We start from the raw sequence: 18,400 nt of genomic DNA, 5'->3' as shown, positions 1-18,400 counted from the left end.
CAGCGGTGGCACGGCCGTCCGACGGACGGGCCGGCGCCACCGTGCCGACCCGTCGGGAGGGACCGATGACGCCGACCCCACCACCCGGCCCGCCGCAGCTGCTCGGGCCGTTGCTCACCCAGCTCCGGCTGGCCCGTGGCTGGAGCCAGCAGCGCACCGCCGCCGAGCTCTGCGCCGCCGCCGGCGTGCCGACCCTCAGCCGGCACGAGATCTCCCGGTGGGAGCGTCAGGTGCGCGTCCCCGGTGACTTCTGGCTGCGCTGGCTGGCGGTCGTCCTCGCCACGCCCGTCGAGTTGCTGACCGGCGCCGCGGCCCGGAGCCGGTCGCCCGCGCCGCCGGCGCTGCGGCCCACGGGAGGCGGGCGGTCCCGGGCGGCGCTGCTCGCGCTGGCGCAGCGCTGGCTGGCCGACCCGCGCGCGCCGCTGCTGGTCGCCCCGCCCGGGCGGGTCACCGGGCTCGCGCCCGCGGGGCCCCCGACGCCGCCGGCCTCCGACCCGGCACCATCCGGCGGTACGACCCGCGGCGGGTGCCTCCCGACGGACGACGAGCCCGCTCCCGGCGTACGTGACGACCCGCCCCGCCCACCCGGTCCGGTGGACGCGGCGGACCTGGCCGCGCTGCGCCGGCTCGACGACCTCGCGGGCGGCGCCGATCTGGCCCCGCTCGGCGCGGACCGGCTCCGCCGGCTGGCCCGGTCGCTGCCCCGGTCCGGGCCGGCCGACCGTCGCCGGTTGCTGCCCCTGCTCGCCGAGTCGGCCCAGCTCGCCGGCTGGCTGGCCACGGACGCGGGCGACCTGACCGGCGGCTTGGACGCCTACCGGCTCGGGTTGCGCGCCGCGGCGGCCACCGGCGACCCGGCCCTGGCCGGGCACGTGCTCGGCTCGGCGAGTCACCTGCTCGCCGGTGCCGGTGACCCGCGGGGCGCGCTCCTGCTGGCCCGCACCGCCTACGCGGGCAGCCGACGGTGGGCGAGCCCCGGCCTGCGCGCCCTGCTGCTGCACCGGGTGGCGCTGGCCGCCGCGCTCGGGGGCCGACCGGACGCCGCCGGCCAGGCCCTGGGCGCCGCCGAGCGGGCCGTCGGGGAGCCGGATCCGGATCGGGAGCCGTCCTGGCTCTACTGGCTCGACGGCGCCGAGCTGACGGCGATGACCGGACGGGCCCTGGTCGCGCTGGGCCGGCCCCGGCGGGCCGAGGGGCTGCTCGACGCGACCCGGGGGCCGGGGCGCCCGCGCCGGGCGGCGGTCTACGGCGCCTGGCTGGCCCGGGCCTATCTCCAACTCGGCGAGGTGGAGCAGGCCTGTGACGTCGCCGACGGGGCGCTGCTCGACGCGGTGCGCGCCGGGTCACCCCGGGCGGTGGCCCAACTGGCCGACGTCCGCCGCCGGCTGGCCACGCATCGACGCACACCGGCGGTCCGCCGACACACGGCGCTGGTCGCGGCCGCGCGCCCGTACCTGCCCCGACCGTCGGCCGCGACGGTCCCCGGACGAGGCCCACCGGGTCGGGGCCCACAGCCGGTACTGGCGGGTATCCGAGGCCCGACCCGACCCGCTAGCGTTCACGCGTGACCGACGCTGCTCCCGTCTCTCCCGTCGATCGAGCCGGCCTGCGCCAGCGGATCGACAAGGCCCTGACCGAGTTCCTGGCCAACCAGCGGATCTGGATGGCCGGCGTAGACGATGCGCTGACCCCGGTGGCGGAGGCGATCGAGGCGTTCGTGCTGGGTGGCGGCAAGCGGCTGCGACCGGCCTTCGCCTACTGGGGTTTCCGGGGTGCCGGTGGGGTCGACAGCGACCAGGTGCTGGCCGCCCTGGCCGCGCTGGAGTTCGTGCAGGCCAGCGCCCTCATCCACGACGACCTGATGGACCGTTCCGACACCCGGCGCGGTGAGCCGGCGGTGCACCGCCGGTTCGCCGCCCGGCACCGCGGCTCCGGCTGGGGCGGCGACCCGGACAACTTCGGTGACGCCGCCGCGATCCTGCTCGGTGACCTCTGTCTCGTCTGGTCCGACGAGCTGCTGCACTCCGCCGGGCTGGACCCACGTGCCGTGGCCCGGGCCCGCCCCGTCTTCGACGAGATGCGCACCGAGGTCACCGTCGGCCAGTACCTCGACGTGCTCACCCAGGTGACCCGGGACACGTCGGTCGAGCGGGCCGGCAAGGTGGCCCGCTACAAGTCGGCGAAGTACACGGTCGAGCGGCCGCTGCTGCTCGGCGCGGCGCTGGCCGACGCGTCGGCGGACATCCGGGCCGCGTACTCGGCGTACGGGCTGCCGTTGGGCGAGGCGTTCCAGCTCCGCGACGACGTGCTGGGAGTGTTCGGCGACCCGGCGCAGACCGGCAAACCGGCCGGCGACGACCTGCGCGAGGGCAAGCGGACCTTCCTGGTCGCGGCGGCCCTGGAGACCGCCGACGACGCCGGCCGGGAGCTGCTGCTGGCCGGGCTCGGCGACGCCGGGCTCGACGAGGAGGGCGTCACGCGGCTCCGCGAGGTGATCACGATGAGCGGCGCGCTGGCCCGCACCGAGCAGCGGATCACCACGCTCACCGACGGCGCGCTGGCCGCGCTGGCCAGTGTGGATCTCGACACCGAGGCGAGGCAGGCTCTGGTCGACCTGGCCATAGCCGCCACCCGCCGAGCCGACTGACCCCCTCACCCGCACCGCCCCGCCCCCGCCCTTCCCGGGCGCGATCATGAAGTTGTTGTCACCGGCACGGGCGTGTCGCGGCGATAACTTCATGATCGCCGGGCGAGGGCGGCGGGGCGCGGCGCGGGGTGGGTGGGTGGGGTCAGAAGCCGAGGGCTTGGGCGCGGCGCTTGACCTCTCGGGCCTGGTCGCCGCCGAGGGCGACCGCCGGCGTGCCGGGCAGGGTGTCGTCCGGCTCGTAGAGCCAGCGCAGCGCCGCCTCGTCGTCGTAGCCGGCGTCGGCGAGCAGGTTGAGCACGCCGGGCAGGTGCTTGAGGACGGTGCGGTTGGCCACCAGGTCGGCCGGCACCCGGCGAACGCCGTCGCGGCGGACCGCCAGCAGCTCCCGGTCGCGGATCATCTGGTGCACCTTGCTGATGGACACGTCGAGACGCTCGGCGACGTCCGGAAGGGTGAGCCAGCCGGCCGCGTCGGCGGGTCCGGCGAGGTCGGGGCCGGTGGCGGCCTGGTCGGCGGGTACGGATTCGGTCACCCGATCACCCTGCCACGCCGTCACCGGCGCGGGTCAACGGCACCCCGGCGACGAGCCGGACGATCCGGGCCGAAGGTCGGGCTCGGACCGGCGACGCCGACCGGCACCCAGCAGCCGAGCGCCACCACCGGCCGGACCGGACCGGAGAACACGCACACACGCACGGTCACCGTCCGCTCACGGTTGCGCGGTGCCGGCGTCCCCGTCGGGGTCGGCGGCCGACCGGCTTCGGGCGCGTACGCGCAGCTCGGAAGGGGTCGCGGCCAGGCGACGAGCGCGGCGGGACGGGCCGGGTCGGCTCCCGGCTGTAGCATCCTGTTCAACCTTCACCCTCCCGACGCATAGACTGCCTGCCGATGGACACACAGGTCGCCGACACGTTGCTGGGCTCGCTGATCGACGGGCGCTACCGCATTCGCGGTCGCGTGGCCCGTGGCGGCATGGCGACCGTGTACACCGCGACGGACGAGCGCCTCGAGCGCACCGTCGCCGTCAAGATCATTCACCCGACCCAGGCCCCCGAGGCCCGGGCCCGGGTCGCCGGGTTCGTGGAGCGGTTCACCGACGAGGCGAAGACGATCGCCCGGCTGACCCACCCCAACGTGGTGGCGGTCTACGACCAGGGCACCCACGGCGGCCTGCCCTACCTGGTCATGGAGTACGTCCGGGGCCGCACCCTGCGCGAGGTGCTCGCCGAGCGGCGCCGGCTCAACCCGGACGAGGCGCTGGCGATCTTCGAGCAGATGCTCGCCGCGATCGCCGCCGCCCACCGGTCGGGCGTGGTCCACCGCGACGTCAAGCCGGAGAACGTCCTGGTCGCCGAGGCGCCCACCGGCGGCATGGCCAACCTGGTCGACAGCGTGGTGAAGGTCGCCGACTTCGGGCTTGCCCGCGCGGTGGAGGCGAGCGCCGAGGAGAACGGCAACCAGCTGATGGCCACGGTGGCGTACGTGGCGCCCGAGCTGGTCACCGAGGGTCGCGCCGATCCCCGCACCGACGTCTACTCGGCCGGCATCGTGCTGTTCGAGATGCTCACCGGCCGGGTGCCCTACGACGGTGACCGCCCGGTCGACATCGCCTGGCAGCACGTCGACCGGGACGTGCCGTCCCCGTCGACCCTGGTGCCCAGCCTGCCGCCGGCTCTCGACCACCTCGTCGCCCGGGCGACCCGGCGCGACCCGAACGCCCGTCCGGCCGACGCCGGTGCCCTGCTCAGCCAGGTGCAGGTGGCCCGGGACGACCTGGGCAACCAGAACAGCCGTACCGCCGTGCTGCGCCCGGTCGCCGACGAGCCGCCGCTGGCCCAGCCGACCATGGTGGTCGCGGCCGTCCGTCCGGCGGAGCGCCCGGCGTGGGCCCGGCTGCCCGAGGGTGGTGGCCCGCGGGCCGGCCGACGGCGGGCCGCGGAGTCCGACGGCGGCGACCTCTGGTCGCGCCTGGGGCAGCTGCGCGCCCAGGTGATGGGTGACCGTCGGGGCCGTCTGGCGGTGGCCGCGGTCGTGGTCGTGCTCGGCCTGGTCGCCGCGGTGGGCGGTTGGTGGTTCGGGGCGGGCCGCTACACCGACGCCCCGCAGCTGGTCAGTCTGAGCAAGGCGGACGCGGAGGCGCACGCCGAGCGGGCGGGGCTCACCCTGAGGTACGCGGAGCCCCGCTACGACGAGCAGGCCCCGAAGGACAGCGTCCTGCTCCAGGATCCGGCCTCGGCCACGCGGATCGTCAAGGGCGGCACGATCACGCTGACCCTGTCCCTCGGCCCGGAGCGGTTCCCGGTGCCGGACGTGATCGGCAAGGAGTTCGAGCTGGCCGAGTCCGACCTGGTCAACCTGAAGCTGGTGGTGGCCAAGGGCGCGGCCCGTTACGACGACAACCTGCCGGCGGGCATGGTGGTGGACACCAACCCGAAGGTGGGCGCAGAGGTCAAGCCGGGCGCGAAGGTGACGGTGATCCTGAGCAAGGGACGGGCGCCGGTGAGCGTGCCCAACCTGGTCGGCAAGAGCCTCACCGAGGCCCGTGACGCGCTCGGCAAGCTGGGCCTGAAGCTGGTGGAGACCTACAAGGACTCGGACAAGCCGAGGGACGAGGTGCTCGGGCAGAGCCCCGCGGACGGCACGGGTGTGGAGAAGGGTGCCGAGGTCAAGCTGGACGTCAGCAAGGGTCCGCCGCTGGTCGTCGTCCCCCGGGTGATCGACCTACCGTGCCAGCAGGCCAAGCAGCTGCTGGAGAGCCAGGGCTTCCCGGTGGGGATCCAGCTCAACCCGAACGCGATCGTCCGGTTCCAGAACCCGGTTGAGAACACCCAGGTGCCACCGGGCACCGGTGTGACGATCGGATGTATCTGAGATGGCGGTGACCTCGGTCCGTCCGGTCGGCGCGCACACGCCGACCTCGGGCGGCCTGGCGAAGGCGGCCCTGCCGTACCTCGACGCGACCGGCGCCGAGGTGGTGCAGGTCTACGTGTCCAACTCGCGCGGCTGGGCACTGCCGCCGGGCGACCCGGCGCAGGACGCACTGTTCCGTGAGGGCTGCGCCGAGCGGGGCGTGCCGGTCTTCATCCACGCGTCGCTGCTGGTCAACCTCGGTTCGCCCACCCCGGCCACGGTCGAGCGGTCCGCGCTGACCCTCGCCCACGCGCTGCGGCGGGGCGCCGCGATCGGCGCGCGCGGGGTGGTGTTCCACGCGGGCAGCGCGGTCGACGCGGGGCACGCGGAGGCGGCGATGCGGCAGGTCCGTGAGGCGCTACTGCCGCTGCTGGATTCGGCCGCGTCGACCGGCGGGCCGCTGCTGCTGGTCGAGCCGAGCGCCGGTGGCGGTCGGTCGCTGGCCTCCCGGGTCGAGCAGTTGGGGCCGTACCTCGACGCCGTCGACGGGCACCCGGGGCTCGGGGTCTGCTTCGACACCTGCCACGCGTGGGCGGCCGGGCACGATCTGGCCGCCGAGGGCGGCATGACCGCCACGCTGGACACCCTGCTCGCCACGGTGGGCGCGGACCGGCTGCGGCTGGTGCACGCGAACGACTCGAAGGACCTGTGCGGTTCCACCCGGGACCGGCACGAGAACATCGGCAAGGGCACCATCGGCGAGCCGGCGTTCGCGGAGCTGATGACGCACCCGGCCACCGCCGGCGTGCCGATCGTGGTGGAGACCCCCAGCGAGAAGCAGCTCGGCCACGCCGCCGACATCGCCACCCTGAAGCGCCTGACCCCCTGACCCAACCCCCCACCCCCACCGGGCCCGCCCACCCCGCCCACCCCGGGCGCCAGCGCGGGTGATCAAGAGGTTCGCGTCAGGAACCGTCTCGCGGATGACGCGAACCTCTTGATCACGACGGCGTGCCGGCGGCCGGGGGCGGCGTGCCGGCGGCCGGCGGCGGCTGGCGGGGAGAGAAGGGGTCGGTCAGGCGCGGAGGACCCGGGTCAGCACCTCGATCGCCCGGTCGATGCCGGCGTCGTCGACGTCCATGTGGGTGACCAGTCGGGCGGTGCGTGGGCCGAGCACCGACACCAGCACCCCTTCGGCCCGCGCGGCGGCGGCCAGCGCGTGCGCGTCGAGGGCGAACTTCGTCAGGTCCAGCGGCACCAGGTTGGTGCGCGCCGCGGTGGCGAGCACACCGAACGGGGCGATCGCCTCGGCCAGTCGCGCGGCCTTCGCGTGGTCCTCGGCGAGCCGGTCGACGTGGTGGGCGAGGGCGTACCGGCCGGCGGCGGCGAGGACGCCGACCTGGCGCATGCCGCCACCCATCCGCTTGCGGATGAGCCGGGCACGGGCGATCTTCTCCGCGCTGCCCACGACCAGTGAGCCGATCGGCGCGCCGAGCCCCTTGGACAGGCAGACCGACAGGGTGTCGAAGAGTTGGCCGTACTCGACCAGCGGCACCCCGTCGGCGACGTGCGCGTGCCAGATCCGGGCGCCGTCGCAGTGCAGCGCGACCTGCGCGTCGTCGGCGACCTGCCGCAGCTGTCGCAGCGTGGCCAGCGGGATCACCCCGCCGCCGCCCCGGTTGTGGGTCTGCTCCACAGCGATCGCCCGGGTGGGGACCGCGAAGTAGCCGTCCGGCCGGATCATGGCGGCGACCACGTCGGGGTCGATGTCCGCGCCGACAGCGGGCCACGTCCGGGAGGAGATTCCGCCGTACGCGGCCGCGGCCCCGATCTCGTACGTGACCACGTGGGCGTCGGCGTCGCAGAGCAGTTCCTCGCCCGGCGGCACGACAAGTTGCAGGGCGATCTGGTTCGCCATCGACCCGCTCGGGGCGAACAGCGCCGCCTCGTGCCCGAAGAGGGCGGCGACCTCGGCTTCGAGGGCGTTGACGGTCGGGTCCTCCCCGTACACGTCGTCGCCGACCTCGGCGGTGGCCATCGCCTCCCGCATGCCCGCGGTGGGCCGGGTCACGGTGTCCGAACGAAGATCGACAAAATCAGCCACGGTTGTCCTTTCGGATGCCGACTGCGGGGCTCGCGAGCGCACTCCTCGCGTCAGCCACGGAGCATCTCCGCTACCAGGAAGGCCAGCTCCAACGACTGCTGGGTGTTCAGCCGCGGGTCGCAGGCGGTTTCGTACCGGTCGGGAAGGTCGAGGTCCTCGATGCCCTGGGCGCCGCCGAGGCACTCGGTGACGTCCTCGCCGGTCAGCTCCACGTGCAGCCCACCGGGGTGGGTCTCCAGGCCCCGGTGCACCTCGAAGTAGCCCAGCACCTCGTCCACGATGCGGTCGAAGTGCCGGGTCTTGTAGCCGTTGGACGACTCGTGCGTGTTGCCGTGCATCGGGTCGCACTGCCAGACGACCTTGGCACCGGCGGCGGTGACCTTCGCCACGATCGGTGGCAGAGCGTCCCGCACCCGGTGGTTGCCCATCCGGCTGATCAGGGTGAGCCGGCCGGGCACGTTGTCCGGGTTGAGCTTCTCGCAGAGCTCGATCGCCTCGTCCGGGGTGGTGGTGGGGCCGAGCTTCACCCCGATCGGGTTGGCGATGCGGGAGATGAAGTCGATGTGCGCGCCGTCGATCTGCCGGGTGCGCTCGCCGATCCAGAGGAAGTGCCCGGAGAGCCCGTACGCCCGCTCGCCGGAGACCCGGGTGAGCGCCCGGTCGTACTCCAGCGCGAGCGCCTCGTGCGAGCAGTAGAGGGTGACCGTGCGCAGGGCCTCGTCGTCGGTCATCCCACAGGCCCGGATGAAGGCCAGCGCCCGGTCGATCTCGCGGGCGATCGCCTCGTAGCGCTCACCGGCCGGGGAGTTCTTCACGAACCCCTTGTTCCAGTCGTGCACCGCGTGCAGGTCGGCGAGCCCACCGGCCAGGTACGCCCGGAGCATGTTCATGGCGGCGGCGGAGTTCGCGTACGCCCGGATCATGCGCTGCGGGTCGGCGACCCGCGCCTCGGGCGTGGCCTCCAGCGAGTTGATCATGTCCCCGCGGTACGCGGGCAGGCCGCGCGCGTCGGTCGGCAGCGACCGGGGCTTGGTGTACTGACCGGCGACCCGGGCCACCTTGACCACCGGCAGGGAGGCGCCATAGGTCAGCACGATCGCCATCTGGAGCAGGGTGCGGGCGTTCGCCAGCAGGTGGCTCTCGGTGTTGTCGGCGAAGGTCTCCGCGCAGTCGCCGCCCTGGAGCAGGAACGCCTTGCCCTCGCAGACCAGCGCCAGCCGCTGGCGGAGCTGGTCGACCTCGTAGGGCGCGACCACCGACGGCACGGTGTCGAGCACCTTGCACACCTCGGCGACCTTGGCCTGGTCCGGCCAGGGCGGCGTCTGGGCGCGGGGCAGGTCCCGCCAGCGGTCCAGACCGAGGGCCGCGTCCTCGGCGGAGTCGACGGTCGGACGGCTGGTCTGGAGCCCCGGGCTGTCCACGGCGGGATGGCTCAGCTGATGCCACTCATGGCGCATGACAGAAAGCGTACGGCGACGGCCGGGGTGGCCGATCGGCGAGGGGGATCGTTCCGACTCCTGGGAGATCACCCGGTGCCGGCGGCGTCGGCGCAGCTCAGGCGGCGGGCTTCGCGGTCGGGCTGGCCGGTGCGACGCTTCCGGCGGCGGCCTCGGCGGAGATGCACCAGTCGGCGCCGTCCCGGGTGACGGTGAACACCAGCGGACGGGTGACCTTCCGGGACCCCACCGCCACCGAGACCGAGACGCTGACCTCCTGCCCGCGCGGCCCGGCCTGGATGTCGGTGATGGCCGCCTGCGGCACCTCGAAATGGTCGGCGAAGTCGCCGTTCGGCCCGGTGGCCGCCGCGTCGAAGCTCTCGTGCAGCGCGGCGCAGAGCTGACTGCGACCGGCGGCCGCGTCCTTGGCGGCCATCGCGTCCAGGTACGCCTGCACCCGCTCCCGGGACTTCGTGGCGGCCTCCTCGGCGGGCGCCCGCTCGGGCTTGGCCGTGGACTCGTCCTCCGCGCCCCCGAAGGCGCCGCAGCCGGCCAGGGCGAGCGGCAGGGCCGCGAGCGTGGCGACGGTGCCCGCCAGTCTCCGGTGCGTCACGTCCCTCAACCCCTCCCCCTCGACCGACGAACATCGAGACCTGCCGAGCGGCGAGTCTGTCACATGGACCTGAGCGACGCGAAAGGGTCCCCGGCGCGTCGCCGCACCGGCGTGTCCCGGTTGCGCCCGGTTCCGGCCCGGGCTCGGGCCCTCCGGGCGGCGGCCCGAACAAGGGTCGGCCTCCCGGCGGCGGCCCGGACCGGTGGCCGGGCACGCGCGGGCGGGGAGGGACGGTGCGTGTCCCTCCCCGCCGTGTGGGTGGTGCGTCGGCCTACGGCTCAGCCGAGACCGCCCTTGACGGCGCCGATCAGCTCACCGTTGGTGGTGTCACCGGAGAGCTCCCAGAAGAAGGCGCCGCCGAGGCCCTGGTTCTTCGCGTACGTCATCTTGCCGTTGATCGTGGAGGGGGTGTCGTAGCTCCACCAGTTGCTGCCGCACTTGGCGTACGCCGTGCCGCCGACGGTGCCGGTGGCCGGGCAGGTGCTCTTGAGGACCTTGTAGTCCTCGATGCCCGCCTCGTAGGTGCCCGGGGCGGCGCCGGTCGCGCTGCCACCCGGGGCGGCCTGGGTGACGCCCGTCCAGCCCCGGCCGTAGAAGCCGATGCCGAGCAGCAGCTTGTTGGCCGGGATGCCCTTGCTCTTGAGCTTCTGGATCGCCGCGTCCGACCAGAAGCCCTGCTGCGGGATGCCCGAGTAGGAGGTGAGCGGCGAGTGCGGGGCGGTGGGGCCCTGCGGGGCGAACGCGCCGAAGTAGTCGTACGTCATCGGCATGATCCAGTTGAGGTTGCCGGCGGCGCCCGCGTAGTCGGTGGCGTCGATCTTGCCGCCGTTGCTGCCGTCGGCGGTGATGGCGGCGGTGACGAGGGCGTTGGCGCCGAACTTCGTCCGCAGCGCGGAGATCAGGTTCTTGAACGCGTTGGGGCCGCTGCTGTCGCAGCTCAGGCCGCAGGCGTTCGGGTACTCCCAGTCGATGTCGATGCCGTCGAACACGTCGGCCCAGCGCGGGTCCTCGACCAGGTTGTAGCAGCTCTCGGCGAAGGCGGTCGGGTTCTGCGCGGCCTGGGTGAAGCCACCGGACCAGGTCCAGCCGCCGAAGGACCAGATCACCTTCAGGTTCGGGTACATCTGCTTGAGCTTGCGCAGCTGGTTGAAGCTGCCGCGCAGCGGCTGGTCCCAGGTGTCCGCGACACCGTCGACGCTGTCCGCCGCCGTGTACGCCTTCTCGTAGTCGGCGTAGCTGTCACCGATCGTGCAGCGGCCGCCCGTGGTGTTGCCGAACGCGTAGAGGATGTGCGTCAGCTTCGCCGCCGAGCCGCTCGTGTGGATGTTCTTGACGTGGTAGTTGCGGGCGTACACACCCCACTGGGCGAAGTAGCCGACGACCTTCTTCGCGCCCGTGTTCGGCGGCGGGGTGGTCGGCGGGGGCGTGGTCGGGGGCGGGGTGGTGGGGGGCGTCGTGGTCGGCGGGGTGGTGGTCGGCGGCGTGGTGGTCGGCGGGGTGCCGCCACCGCCGCAGGACGCGCCGTTGATGGTGCAGTTCAGCGGCGCCCTGTAGGCACCGGTGCCGTTGTAGCCCCAACTGAACGAGGCGCCCGGGGCGAGCCCGCCGGCCCAGCTCTTCTTGACCGCGACGTAGTGGTCGCCGGTGCGGGTCACGTCGGCGTCCCAGAAGCTGCTGACGCTGGTGCCCGAGGGCAGGTCGAACTCGATGCGCCACGTGCTGACCGTGGCGTCCGAGCCGTTGGTGATCGTCACCCTGGTCTCGTGGCCGGTGCCCCAGTCCTGCACCTTCGTGAACGTGGCCGTCACGCTTCCGGCGCCGAACGCGGTGGCGACCGGCGCCATCGCCGCGGTCAACACGACCACGGCGCCGGCCCAGAGGGCCCGGCGGAGCGATCTTTTCATGCGGCGTCTCCTCAAACAGTTAGGAAACTTTCCAGATTGATGGAGAGACGCTACTCACACCGTCATCACTTAGTCAAGATGCGCATGTATCGATTTCTCGCCGACGCCGAAACGCCCCGCGCACGGTAGCCTCGCCCGATGACGGTCTTCGACATCACGATCGGTGCTCTCGACGGCGGCCCCGCCGACCTGTTCCAGTACCGCGGCCGGGCGCTGCTGGTCGTCAACGTCGCCTCGCGGTGCGGCCTCACCCCCCAGTACGCCGGCCTCCAGGCCCTCGCCGACGAGTACGCCGACCGTGGCCTGGTGGTGCTCGGTGTGCCGTGCAACCAGTTCGCCGGCCAGGAGCCGGGAACGGCGGCCGAGATCAGCGAGTTCTGCCAGGTCAACTACGGCGTCACCTTCCCCCTCACGGAGAAGGTCGAGGTCAACGGTCCCGGCCGGCATCCGCTCTACGCGGCCCTGGTCGACACCGCGGACCCCGACGGCCACGCCGGCGACGTCCGGTGGAACTTCGAGAAGTTCCTCGTCGCCCCGGACGGGACGGTCGCCGCCCGGTTCGCGCCCTCCGTCGAGCCGGGCGCGGCCGACCTGCGCGCCAGCATCGAGAAGGTGCTCCCCACCCCGGCCTGAGTCACCCGTCGCCGCTCCCGGCGGCCGCGCGTCCGCCGGGAGAGTGGTGGGCGGCCAACTCGCCCCTCCTCCGTCGGCACCGTCGGTACGGTGAGCGGGCCGCGGGCGGCGGCCGGCGGCACCGCGAGCTGGCTCACTCAGCCCGCCGCCGGGGAATGGCGCCACAGGCGACGGAGTTCGCACGGGCATGACGACGGTCGGATTCATCGGTAGTGGACACATCGGCGGCACGGTGGCCCGGTTGGCGGTCGCCGCGGGCTACGACGTGGTGCTCAGCAACTCGCGCGGCCCGGAGACGCTCCAGGACCTGGTCGCGGAGCTGGGGCCACGGGCTCGGGCGGCGACCCCCCAGGAGGCGGCCGCGGCCGGGGACCTGGTGGTGGTGAGTGTCCCGCTCAAGGCGTACCGGGACGTGCCGGTGGAGCCCCTGGCCGGCAAGGTCGTGCTCGACACCAACAACTACTACCCCCAGCGCGACGGCGCCATCACCGAACTGGACGCGGGCGAGACCACCAGCAGCGAGCTGCTCCAGCGGCACCTGTCGGCGGCCCGGGTGGTCAAGGTCTTCAACAACATCAACTTCGCGCACCTGGCGAGCCTCGCCCGTCCCACCGGCGACCCCGAGCGTTCCGCCCTGCCCATCGCCGGTGACGACCCGGACGCGAGGGCGGCCACGACCGAGTTCCTGGACCGCATCGGCTACGACGCGGTGGACGCCGGCCGACTCGCCGAGGGCTGGCGCTACCAGCCGGACACGCCGGCGTACGGGATCGTCTACGCGGCCGACCCGCAGGACTGGTCGACGGAGGCGCCGGCGGGGGCCGACCGGGTCCGGGCCGCGCTCGACGCCGCCGGCTCGCCGGCCTGACCCGTCCGGAGCCCCGCTGAGCGGAGAGCAGCCCGCCCGAGCAGACCGCCGCGGTCGCGCGGACGGGACCCAGGGCGGGACCCGCGGGGCGCGCCGGGACCGGGCGCGCCCCGCGGGGCACCGGTCAGCCGGCCACGTTGCGGAACACCGGGTAGTAACCCGCGGACTGGCCGGCGGCCGTCGGGTGGTACGAGACGCCGAGGTTGGTGATGTTCAGGGCGTGCAGCCACTTCTCGCCGTAGCTGCACAGCTGGTGGCCGACGAACTGCGACCGCACGTCGGCGAAGGTGAAGCCGGCCGCCTGCGCGGCGCTCCGGGTGATGTCGTCGACCAGGTTGATGCCCTCGTTGATCTTCGCGCGTGAGGTGTCGCTGAGCCCGACGCAGACGGTGTTGAGCTGGTAGAAGACCGGGTAGCCGACGACCACCACGCGGGCCGAGGGCGCCCGGTTGCGGATGCCGGTGTAGACGTTGCGCAGCAGGGTGGGCAGGTTGGTCCGCGCCTTGTCCTCGGCGGCCTGGACCGCGGCCACGCACTCGGTGGTGCCGTACAGCACGCAGGTGGTCATGATCGAGGCGAAGCCGACGTCGTTGCCGCCCACCGAGATGCTGACCAGCGTCGTGGTGGCGCTCAGCGCGGAGAGCTGACTGTTGATCACGCTCGTGGTGGTGGCTCCCGAACAGGCGACCGACCGGTACGACGCGGGTCGCACGTTGGCGGCATAGAGGGCCGGGTACGCGACGGTGCTGCGTTGGCAGGACCCGCTCTCGGAGGTGTAGCTGCCGGCGCCCACGCCGGAGGAGTAGGAGTCGCCGAGGGCGACGTAGTGGTCGCCTGGCGCCGCGTGGGCGGGCGCGGTGGCGAGGGTGAGGGTCGCGGCCAGGGTGGTGACCAGGCTCGCGGCGAGGGTTGCCAGACGGGTTCTCCGCACGTCGCACTCCGGGGGATAGCAGGGACGGTGAGAGATAGATATCACTAAATATTGATGCTGGAAAGATCCTTTGTGGGAATTCCAGGTGACCGGCAATCACCACCGCCCCGAAGAGCCACCCCCGTGGTTCGCGCCGGCCGGCCCGCCCGTGGCGTCGCTCCGCAGGCGTCCTCGCGGTCAGGACGGCCGCACGGGCGAGTGACGCAGCGTGTCGCGCCGGATTCTCGGCGTGTCGGGTGGGTGACAGTTGCATCCGAGTCCCGCTAACGGGACGCTCTGCGGTGGACGGACCCCGTTGACCCGGCTCCCGGAGGCGACATGCACCTGTCCCACACCGCGCCACGCCGTCTGCTCGCGACAGCCGCGGCGCTCCTGCTCGGCGCCGGCCTGGTGACCACGACGGCCACACCGGCCGCGGCGGCGACCGTCGGCTACGTCCGACTCGCCCACCTCTCCCCCGACACACCGAGCGTCGACGTCTACCTGGCCGCGCCCGGCGGCGCCGAGCCCCAGGTCTTCCCGGGTGTCGGCTACGGCGTCGTCTCGGACTACCTGCCGCTGCCCGCCGGCCGCTACGCCGTGGCGATGCGCGAGGCGGGCGACCCGGCCAGCGACCCGCCGGTACTCACCACCGAGGTCGCGGTCAGCGGCGGCGAGGCGTACACGGTCGCCGGGGTCGGCCGGTACGCCGACCTCGGGCTCCGCGTGCTCCACGACGACCTCAGCACACCAAGGGACGGGCAGGCCAAGGTCCGGGTCGTCCAGGCGTCGGTCCGCGCACCGGTGCTCGACGTCGCCGCTGCCGACGGGCCGACCATCGCCGACGGCGTGCAGTTCGCCACCACGACCGACTACCAACTCGTCGAACCCGGCCGGTGGCGGCTACGCCTCTCCGGCAGCGGCGGCCCGGCCACCCACACCGAGGTCCGGCTGACCGGCGGGGCGGTCTACTCGCTGCTCGTGCTGGACGCCGAGCAGGGCGGCCTCACCACCGAGCTGCGGCGTGACGCCGAGGGCGGGACCGTGGTGCCGGCCGGTGGGGTCGACACCGGCGCCGGTGGCGTCGCGACCGGTGCACGCCCGACGTACCCGCTGCTCGCCGGCGGGTCGGCCGTGCTCGCCCTGGCCGTCGGGCTGGTGCTGCTGCGCCGGCGGCGTACCACCTGGTGACCGCACCGCGCGGCCCGGCGATTCGGCGGCACCGGGATCGCCGGGCGCCCGCCGCCGCGCTGGTCGCGCTCGGCGCGGCGGTCGGGCTGGCGGCCGGCACCGGTGTCGGCCTGGCCGGCACCGAGCCGCCGCCGGCCGCCACCTGGCAGCCCGGCTGCGCCGACGGCTGCGCGTCGACCGGGCCGACCACCGGCCCGTCGGCCGGACCGGCAGCCGCGCGCCCCGCGCCGACCGGCGCACCCACCCGGGTACGCGTGCCGCGCATCGACGTCGACAGCCGGCTGACCGTCCTCGGGCTCGACCGCGCGGGCGCCCTGGTGCCGCCGGCCGACTTCGACGTCGCCGGCTGGTACGGCGGTGGGCCGGCCCCGGGCGACACCGGCCCGGCGGTGCTCGCCGGGCACCTCGACTCCCGGCGCGGCCCGGCCGTCTTCGCCCGCCTCGGCGAGCTGCGACCGGGCGACACGGTCGAGGTGTGGCGCGGTGGCCAGCGGCTGACCTTCCGGGTCACCGGTTCGCTGCGCACCCGCAAGGACGCCTTCCCCACCGCGGCCGTGTACGGCCCGACGCCCGGCCCGGAGCTGCGCCTCATCACCTGCGGCGGCGACTTCGACCGCCGTCGGGGGCACTACCGCGACAACGTGGTCGTCTTCGCGGTCAGCGCGCCGGCCGGCTGACCGCCCGAGCGGGCCACGCGGGCCACCGGCCGCCGACGGCGGCGTGCGCCGCGAGCAGCAGGCCCGGCAGCACGCCGAGCAGCCAGCCCACCGGGCGGGGCGCCTCCACCAGCCGGCCCACCAGCCCACTCACCCGGGGCGGGTCGGCCACCAGGTACTCCCCCGACTCGCCGGCGCACCGGACCGTCCACCGCCCCGGCTCGGGCAGCCGCAGGGTGCCCACCCACCGGTAGCTGATGCTGTCGCCGTAGCTCACCGTCCCGAGCAGCGGCGCGAGGTCCACCCGCGTACCGTCCGGCGACTCGGCGTGGCAGTCGCGGACCGCCACCAGCCCCACCGCGAAGACCGCGAGCCGACCGGGCGTCGCCACGGACACCTCCACCGGTGAACCGGTCGGCGCGGTCCGGCCGACCCCCACCGCGAGGTCTCCGGTCGCGTGCCGCACGCCCGTCCCGATCAGCGCCGGGGTCGCCGCGAGCCCGACGACGACGAGCCCGGCCGCGAGCGCCCAGCGGACCGCACGCGGCCGGGGTGGAGCGCCGTCCGGGACGGACCCGGCGTCGGGCGTGGACCCACCGACGGCCGGAGCCGGACCCGCGTCCGGGCCGGGTGCGGCGCCGACCTGGTCCCGCCCGACCGGGGTCGGCTCGGCCGAGGGTTCGGCCCGCTCGTCGGCCCTCCCGCGCGCGGCCACCACGGCCGCCGCCAGCACCGCGACCGCCACCGTCGCCGCCAGGGTCAGGCCCGCCGGCCAGTACCGGTGGGTCCAGGTGACGCACTCGGCGGGCACCACGCTCACACAGCCGGGCACGTCGTGCCGGTGGCCCACGCCGAGCAGCCAGAACCGGACCGCCGACACCGGCCCACCGCCGGCCCCGGCCAGGGTCAACTCCGCCGCGACGAGCAGCACCGCGAGCGCGGCCAGCACCGCCGGATGGCGCCACAGCACGCCGACGGCGACCCCGAACGCCCCGGCCAGCACCGCCGACACCAGGCCGCGCGCCGGCAGGCCGTCCACCGGCCCGTCGACGGCCAGCGGCACGACCAGGCGGTGCAGCAGCCAGGCCGCGCCCAGGTAGGCCGCGGCGAGCAGCGCGGAACCGGCGACCGCCACCGCGAGCCGGACGGGGAAGCGCGCCGGGTCGGCGGGCGGGCGTGCTCCGTACCGGGCGGCGAGCACGAACGCGCCGGCCGCCGCGACCACCACCGACGCGAGGATCACCGTCCGCAGGTCGGCGCGCCAGCCCGCGTACCGGGTCGCGTCGAGGGCGGGCAGGGTGAACAGCAGCGCGACGATCGCCGCCACGAGCACCCGACCGGGGTACGGCAGCAGCCCGCGGATCACGACCAGCGGGCGGCGCCCGGTCACACCGGCCGGCGGCCGGCGAAGCCGCACTCCACCCGGTGGTACCAGCGCACGTCCGAGTCGCCCTCCAGCCAGCACCACAGCACCGGACGGCCGTCGCGCTCGCCGGGGAAGTCGAGCAGCACCGGCGCGATGCCCTTGACCTGGATGTCGTGCTGGTGCAGCTCCTCGAGGACGGCGTGCAGCCGAGCCTCGAGCCCCTTGACCTCGGCCCGACCGCCGAGCGGGCTCACGCCGTGCTCGGCCAGGTCGGCCCGCAGCTCGGCCAGGTCGGCACGCAGCCGGATCAGCTCGTCGACGCGCGGGCGCAGCGTGGCCACCAGGTGCCGGGCCTGGGCGAGTGTGAACACCGAGCCAGTATGGACGCCCCGGCGGCCGACCGGGGTCCCCCGACGCGGCCGGTGGACGCCCGGTCCGGGGGTCCCCCACGGGCGGGTGCCGCGGACCGGACCGGCGGCCGTCCGAGGCATTCCCGGGCCGCTCCTGGCCCGTTCGACTGACTGAGCACTCAGCCAACGGGTCACGTCGTCGGGCGGTCCGGCCGGATACCCGGAAAACGGCTCGCGTCCGGATCGGCATCGATAGCCTCGACTACGGAACCTGCGATAGGAGGCGCAATGCCCGGAAAAACCCGATCTCCTGTCCTGCACCTCGTCGTCTGCGGCACCGGACCCGCCGCCGAACTCGCACCGTTCATCACCGCCTGCCAGGACCTGTGCTGGCAGGTCCACGTCATCACCACGCCGGAGGCGGCCGGCCGGGAGGACCACGCCCGGCTCGCCGACCTCACCCACCACCCGGTCCGGCCGGACGAGCGGGCCGAGGCCCTCCACCCGCTGCCGCCGGCCGACGCCTTCGCCGTCGCACCGGCCAGCTTCGACCTGGTCAACAGGTGGGCGTACGGGTTCAACGACAGCCTCGCCCTGCGACTGCTCAACGAGGCGACCGCCGTCGGCCTGCCGGTCGTCGCCGTGCCCGCCCCCGAGCCGGCGCTCGCCCGACACCCGGCCTTCGCCGAGAGCCTGGAGCGGCTGCGCCACTGGGGGGTCACCGTCACCGCGCCCGCCGTCGGTCACCCCGGGCCCTGGGAGGCCGCCGCGCGGGTCGTCTCCACCTGGACCCGGTTCGCGCGGGTCCCGGCGCAGCCGAGCCCCGAACGGGCACGCGACGCCGAGGACCTGGCGACGCAGCCCGGCTGACC

General features: G+C 74.5%; 17 protein-coding genes. 9 read left to right on the top strand and 8 right to left on the bottom strand.

The annotated features are described in order from the left end of the window. Positions 1-65: 65 nt before the first annotated feature. Together GA0070620_RS30245 and GA0070620_RS30240 are read left to right on the top strand one after the other, a co-directional pair. Positions 66-1,568 carry a transcriptional regulator gene (locus GA0070620_RS30245; protein WP_197677486.1) on the top strand — a complete coding sequence of 501 codons (1,503 nt, stop codon included), beginning with the start codon at positions 66-68 and terminating at the stop codon, positions 1,566-1,568. Continuing rightward, positions 1,565-2,647, top strand: coding sequence for a polyprenyl synthetase family protein (locus GA0070620_RS30240; protein ID WP_091596611.1), 1,083 nt, complete (start codon positions 1,565-1,567; stop codon positions 2,645-2,647). Before GA0070620_RS30245 ends, GA0070620_RS30240 begins: the two co-directional genes overlap by 4 nt. A 142-nt stretch (positions 2,648-2,789) precedes the next feature. Here GA0070620_RS30240 and GA0070620_RS30235 read toward each other — a convergent pair whose 3' ends face one another. Continuing rightward, the gene (locus tag GA0070620_RS30235) at positions 2,790-3,179 is read right to left on the bottom strand and encodes an Rv2175c family DNA-binding protein (protein WP_091596608.1); all 390 of its coding nucleotides are present in this window, start codon (positions 3,177-3,179) and stop codon (positions 2,790-2,792) included. A 356-nt stretch (positions 3,180-3,535) separates the two neighbouring features. Between GA0070620_RS30235 and pknB the strand changes: the two genes are divergently transcribed. Together pknB and GA0070620_RS30220 are read left to right on the top strand one after the other, a co-directional pair. Continuing rightward, positions 3,536-5,518 carry a Stk1 family PASTA domain-containing Ser/Thr kinase gene (pknB, locus tag GA0070620_RS30225; RefSeq protein WP_091596604.1) on the top strand — a complete coding sequence of 661 codons (1,983 nt, stop codon included), beginning with the start codon at positions 3,536-3,538 and terminating at the stop codon, positions 5,516-5,518. 1 nt (position 5,519) lies between these two features. Further along, positions 5,520-6,386, top strand: coding sequence for a deoxyribonuclease IV (locus GA0070620_RS30220; RefSeq protein ID WP_172836532.1), 867 nt, complete (start codon positions 5,520-5,522; stop codon positions 6,384-6,386). Positions 6,387-6,572: 186 nt separating this feature from the next. Here the strand turns inward: GA0070620_RS30220 and GA0070620_RS30215 are convergent, their stop codons facing one another. The 4 genes from GA0070620_RS30215 to GA0070620_RS30200 all read right to left on the bottom strand — a co-directional run bounded on the left by GA0070620_RS30215 (position 6,573) and on the right by GA0070620_RS30200 (position 11,554). After that, positions 6,573-7,601, bottom strand: a complete 1,029-nt coding sequence (locus GA0070620_RS30215; protein WP_091596602.1) for a threonine aldolase family protein — start codon at positions 7,599-7,601, stop codon at positions 6,573-6,575. Between the two features lie 50 nt (positions 7,602-7,651). Next, positions 7,652-9,058, bottom strand: a complete 1,407-nt coding sequence (locus tag GA0070620_RS30210) for a class II 3-deoxy-7-phosphoheptulonate synthase (protein WP_091596599.1) — start codon at positions 9,056-9,058, stop codon at positions 7,652-7,654. A 97-nt stretch (positions 9,059-9,155) separates the two neighbouring features. Next, positions 9,156-9,659, bottom strand: coding sequence for a hypothetical protein (locus GA0070620_RS30205; RefSeq protein ID WP_377519847.1), 504 nt, complete (start codon positions 9,657-9,659; stop codon positions 9,156-9,158). 269 nt (positions 9,660-9,928) lie between these two features. Beyond that, complete coding sequence (locus GA0070620_RS30200) at positions 9,929-11,554, bottom strand: glycosyl hydrolase family 18 protein (protein ID WP_091596596.1); 1,626 nt, start codon at positions 11,552-11,554, stop codon at positions 9,929-9,931. 138 nt (positions 11,555-11,692) lie between these two features. On the opposite strand from GA0070620_RS30200, the gene GA0070620_RS30195 reads away from it, so the two are divergent. Beyond that, on the top strand, positions 11,693-12,187 hold the full coding sequence (locus tag GA0070620_RS30195) for a glutathione peroxidase (protein ID WP_091596593.1): 495 nt from the start codon (positions 11,693-11,695) through the stop codon (positions 12,185-12,187). Between the two features lie 187 nt (positions 12,188-12,374). Beyond that, positions 12,375-13,055, top strand: coding sequence for an NADPH-dependent F420 reductase (locus tag GA0070620_RS30190; RefSeq protein WP_091596590.1), 681 nt, complete (start codon positions 12,375-12,377; stop codon positions 13,053-13,055). Positions 13,056-13,179: 124 nt separating this feature from the next. On the opposite strand, the gene GA0070620_RS30185 is transcribed toward GA0070620_RS30190, so the two are convergent. Beyond that, positions 13,180-13,986: an SGNH/GDSL hydrolase family protein gene (locus GA0070620_RS30185; RefSeq protein WP_091596587.1), complete on the bottom strand. Its 807-nt coding sequence runs from the start codon at positions 13,984-13,986 to the stop codon at positions 13,180-13,182. Positions 13,987-14,304: 318 nt separating this feature from the next. Between GA0070620_RS30185 and GA0070620_RS30180 the strand changes: the two genes are divergently transcribed. Beyond that, positions 14,305-15,156: a DUF4397 domain-containing protein gene (locus GA0070620_RS30180; RefSeq protein WP_091596584.1), complete on the top strand. Its 852-nt coding sequence runs from the start codon at positions 14,305-14,307 to the stop codon at positions 15,154-15,156. Further along, the gene (locus GA0070620_RS30175) at positions 15,153-15,833 is read left to right on the top strand and encodes a class F sortase (protein ID WP_231922021.1); all 681 of its coding nucleotides are present in this window, start codon (positions 15,153-15,155) and stop codon (positions 15,831-15,833) included. Before GA0070620_RS30180 ends, GA0070620_RS30175 begins: the two co-directional genes overlap by 4 nt. On the opposite strand, the gene GA0070620_RS30170 is transcribed toward GA0070620_RS30175, so the two are convergent. Next, positions 15,814-17,229 (bottom strand): hypothetical protein, encoded by a 1,416-nt coding sequence (locus GA0070620_RS30170; protein WP_091596581.1) that lies wholly within the window; start codon positions 17,227-17,229, stop codon positions 15,814-15,816. The two genes, GA0070620_RS30175 and GA0070620_RS30170, sit on opposite strands and share 20 nt — an antisense overlap. After that, positions 17,199-17,549 (bottom strand): DUF2203 domain-containing protein, encoded by a 351-nt coding sequence (locus tag GA0070620_RS30165; RefSeq protein WP_091596578.1) that lies wholly within the window; start codon positions 17,547-17,549, stop codon positions 17,199-17,201. The genes GA0070620_RS30170 and GA0070620_RS30165 overlap by 31 nt, the downstream gene beginning before the upstream one ends. Before the next feature lie 267 nt (positions 17,550-17,816). Between GA0070620_RS30165 and GA0070620_RS30160 the strand changes: the two genes are divergently transcribed. Further along, positions 17,817-18,398 carry a flavoprotein gene (locus tag GA0070620_RS30160; protein WP_091596575.1) on the top strand — a complete coding sequence of 194 codons (582 nt, stop codon included), beginning with the start codon at positions 17,817-17,819 and terminating at the stop codon, positions 18,396-18,398. Positions 18,399-18,400 lie beyond the last annotated feature (2 nt).

Origin of the sequence: Micromonospora krabiensis (assembly GCF_900091425.1) — a bacterium.
In the GTDB taxonomy this organism is placed as follows: Bacteria; Actinomycetota; Actinomycetes; order Mycobacteriales; family Micromonosporaceae; genus Micromonospora; species Micromonospora krabiensis.
Note: the sequence above shows the minus strand (reverse complement) of the source record. Positions and strands in the feature narration are given on the sequence as shown.

Coding starts and splice junctions, on each gene's coding strand:
- GA0070620_RS30245 (WP_197677486.1), top strand. CDS start 66: ATGACGCCGACCCCACCACCCGGCCCGCCGCAGCTGCTCGGGCCGTTG.
- GA0070620_RS30220 (WP_172836532.1), top strand. CDS start 5,520: ATGGCGGTGACCTCGGTCCGTCCGGTCGGCGCGCACACGCCGACCTCG.
- GA0070620_RS30160 (WP_091596575.1), top strand. CDS start 17,817: ATGCCCGGAAAAACCCGATCTCCTGTCCTGCACCTCGTCGTCTGCGGC.
- GA0070620_RS30200 (WP_091596596.1), bottom strand. CDS start 11,554: ATGAAAAGATCGCTCCGCCGGGCCCTCTGGGCCGGCGCCGTGGTCGTG.
- GA0070620_RS30195 (WP_091596593.1), top strand. CDS start 11,693: ATGACGGTCTTCGACATCACGATCGGTGCTCTCGACGGCGGCCCCGCC.
- GA0070620_RS30180 (WP_091596584.1), top strand. CDS start 14,305: ATGCACCTGTCCCACACCGCGCCACGCCGTCTGCTCGCGACAGCCGCG.
- GA0070620_RS30210 (WP_091596599.1), bottom strand. CDS start 9,058: ATGCGCCATGAGTGGCATCAGCTGAGCCATCCCGCCGTGGACAGCCCG.
- GA0070620_RS30190 (WP_091596590.1), top strand. CDS start 12,375: ATGACGACGGTCGGATTCATCGGTAGTGGACACATCGGCGGCACGGTG.
- pknB (WP_091596604.1), top strand. CDS start 3,536: ATGGACACACAGGTCGCCGACACGTTGCTGGGCTCGCTGATCGACGGG.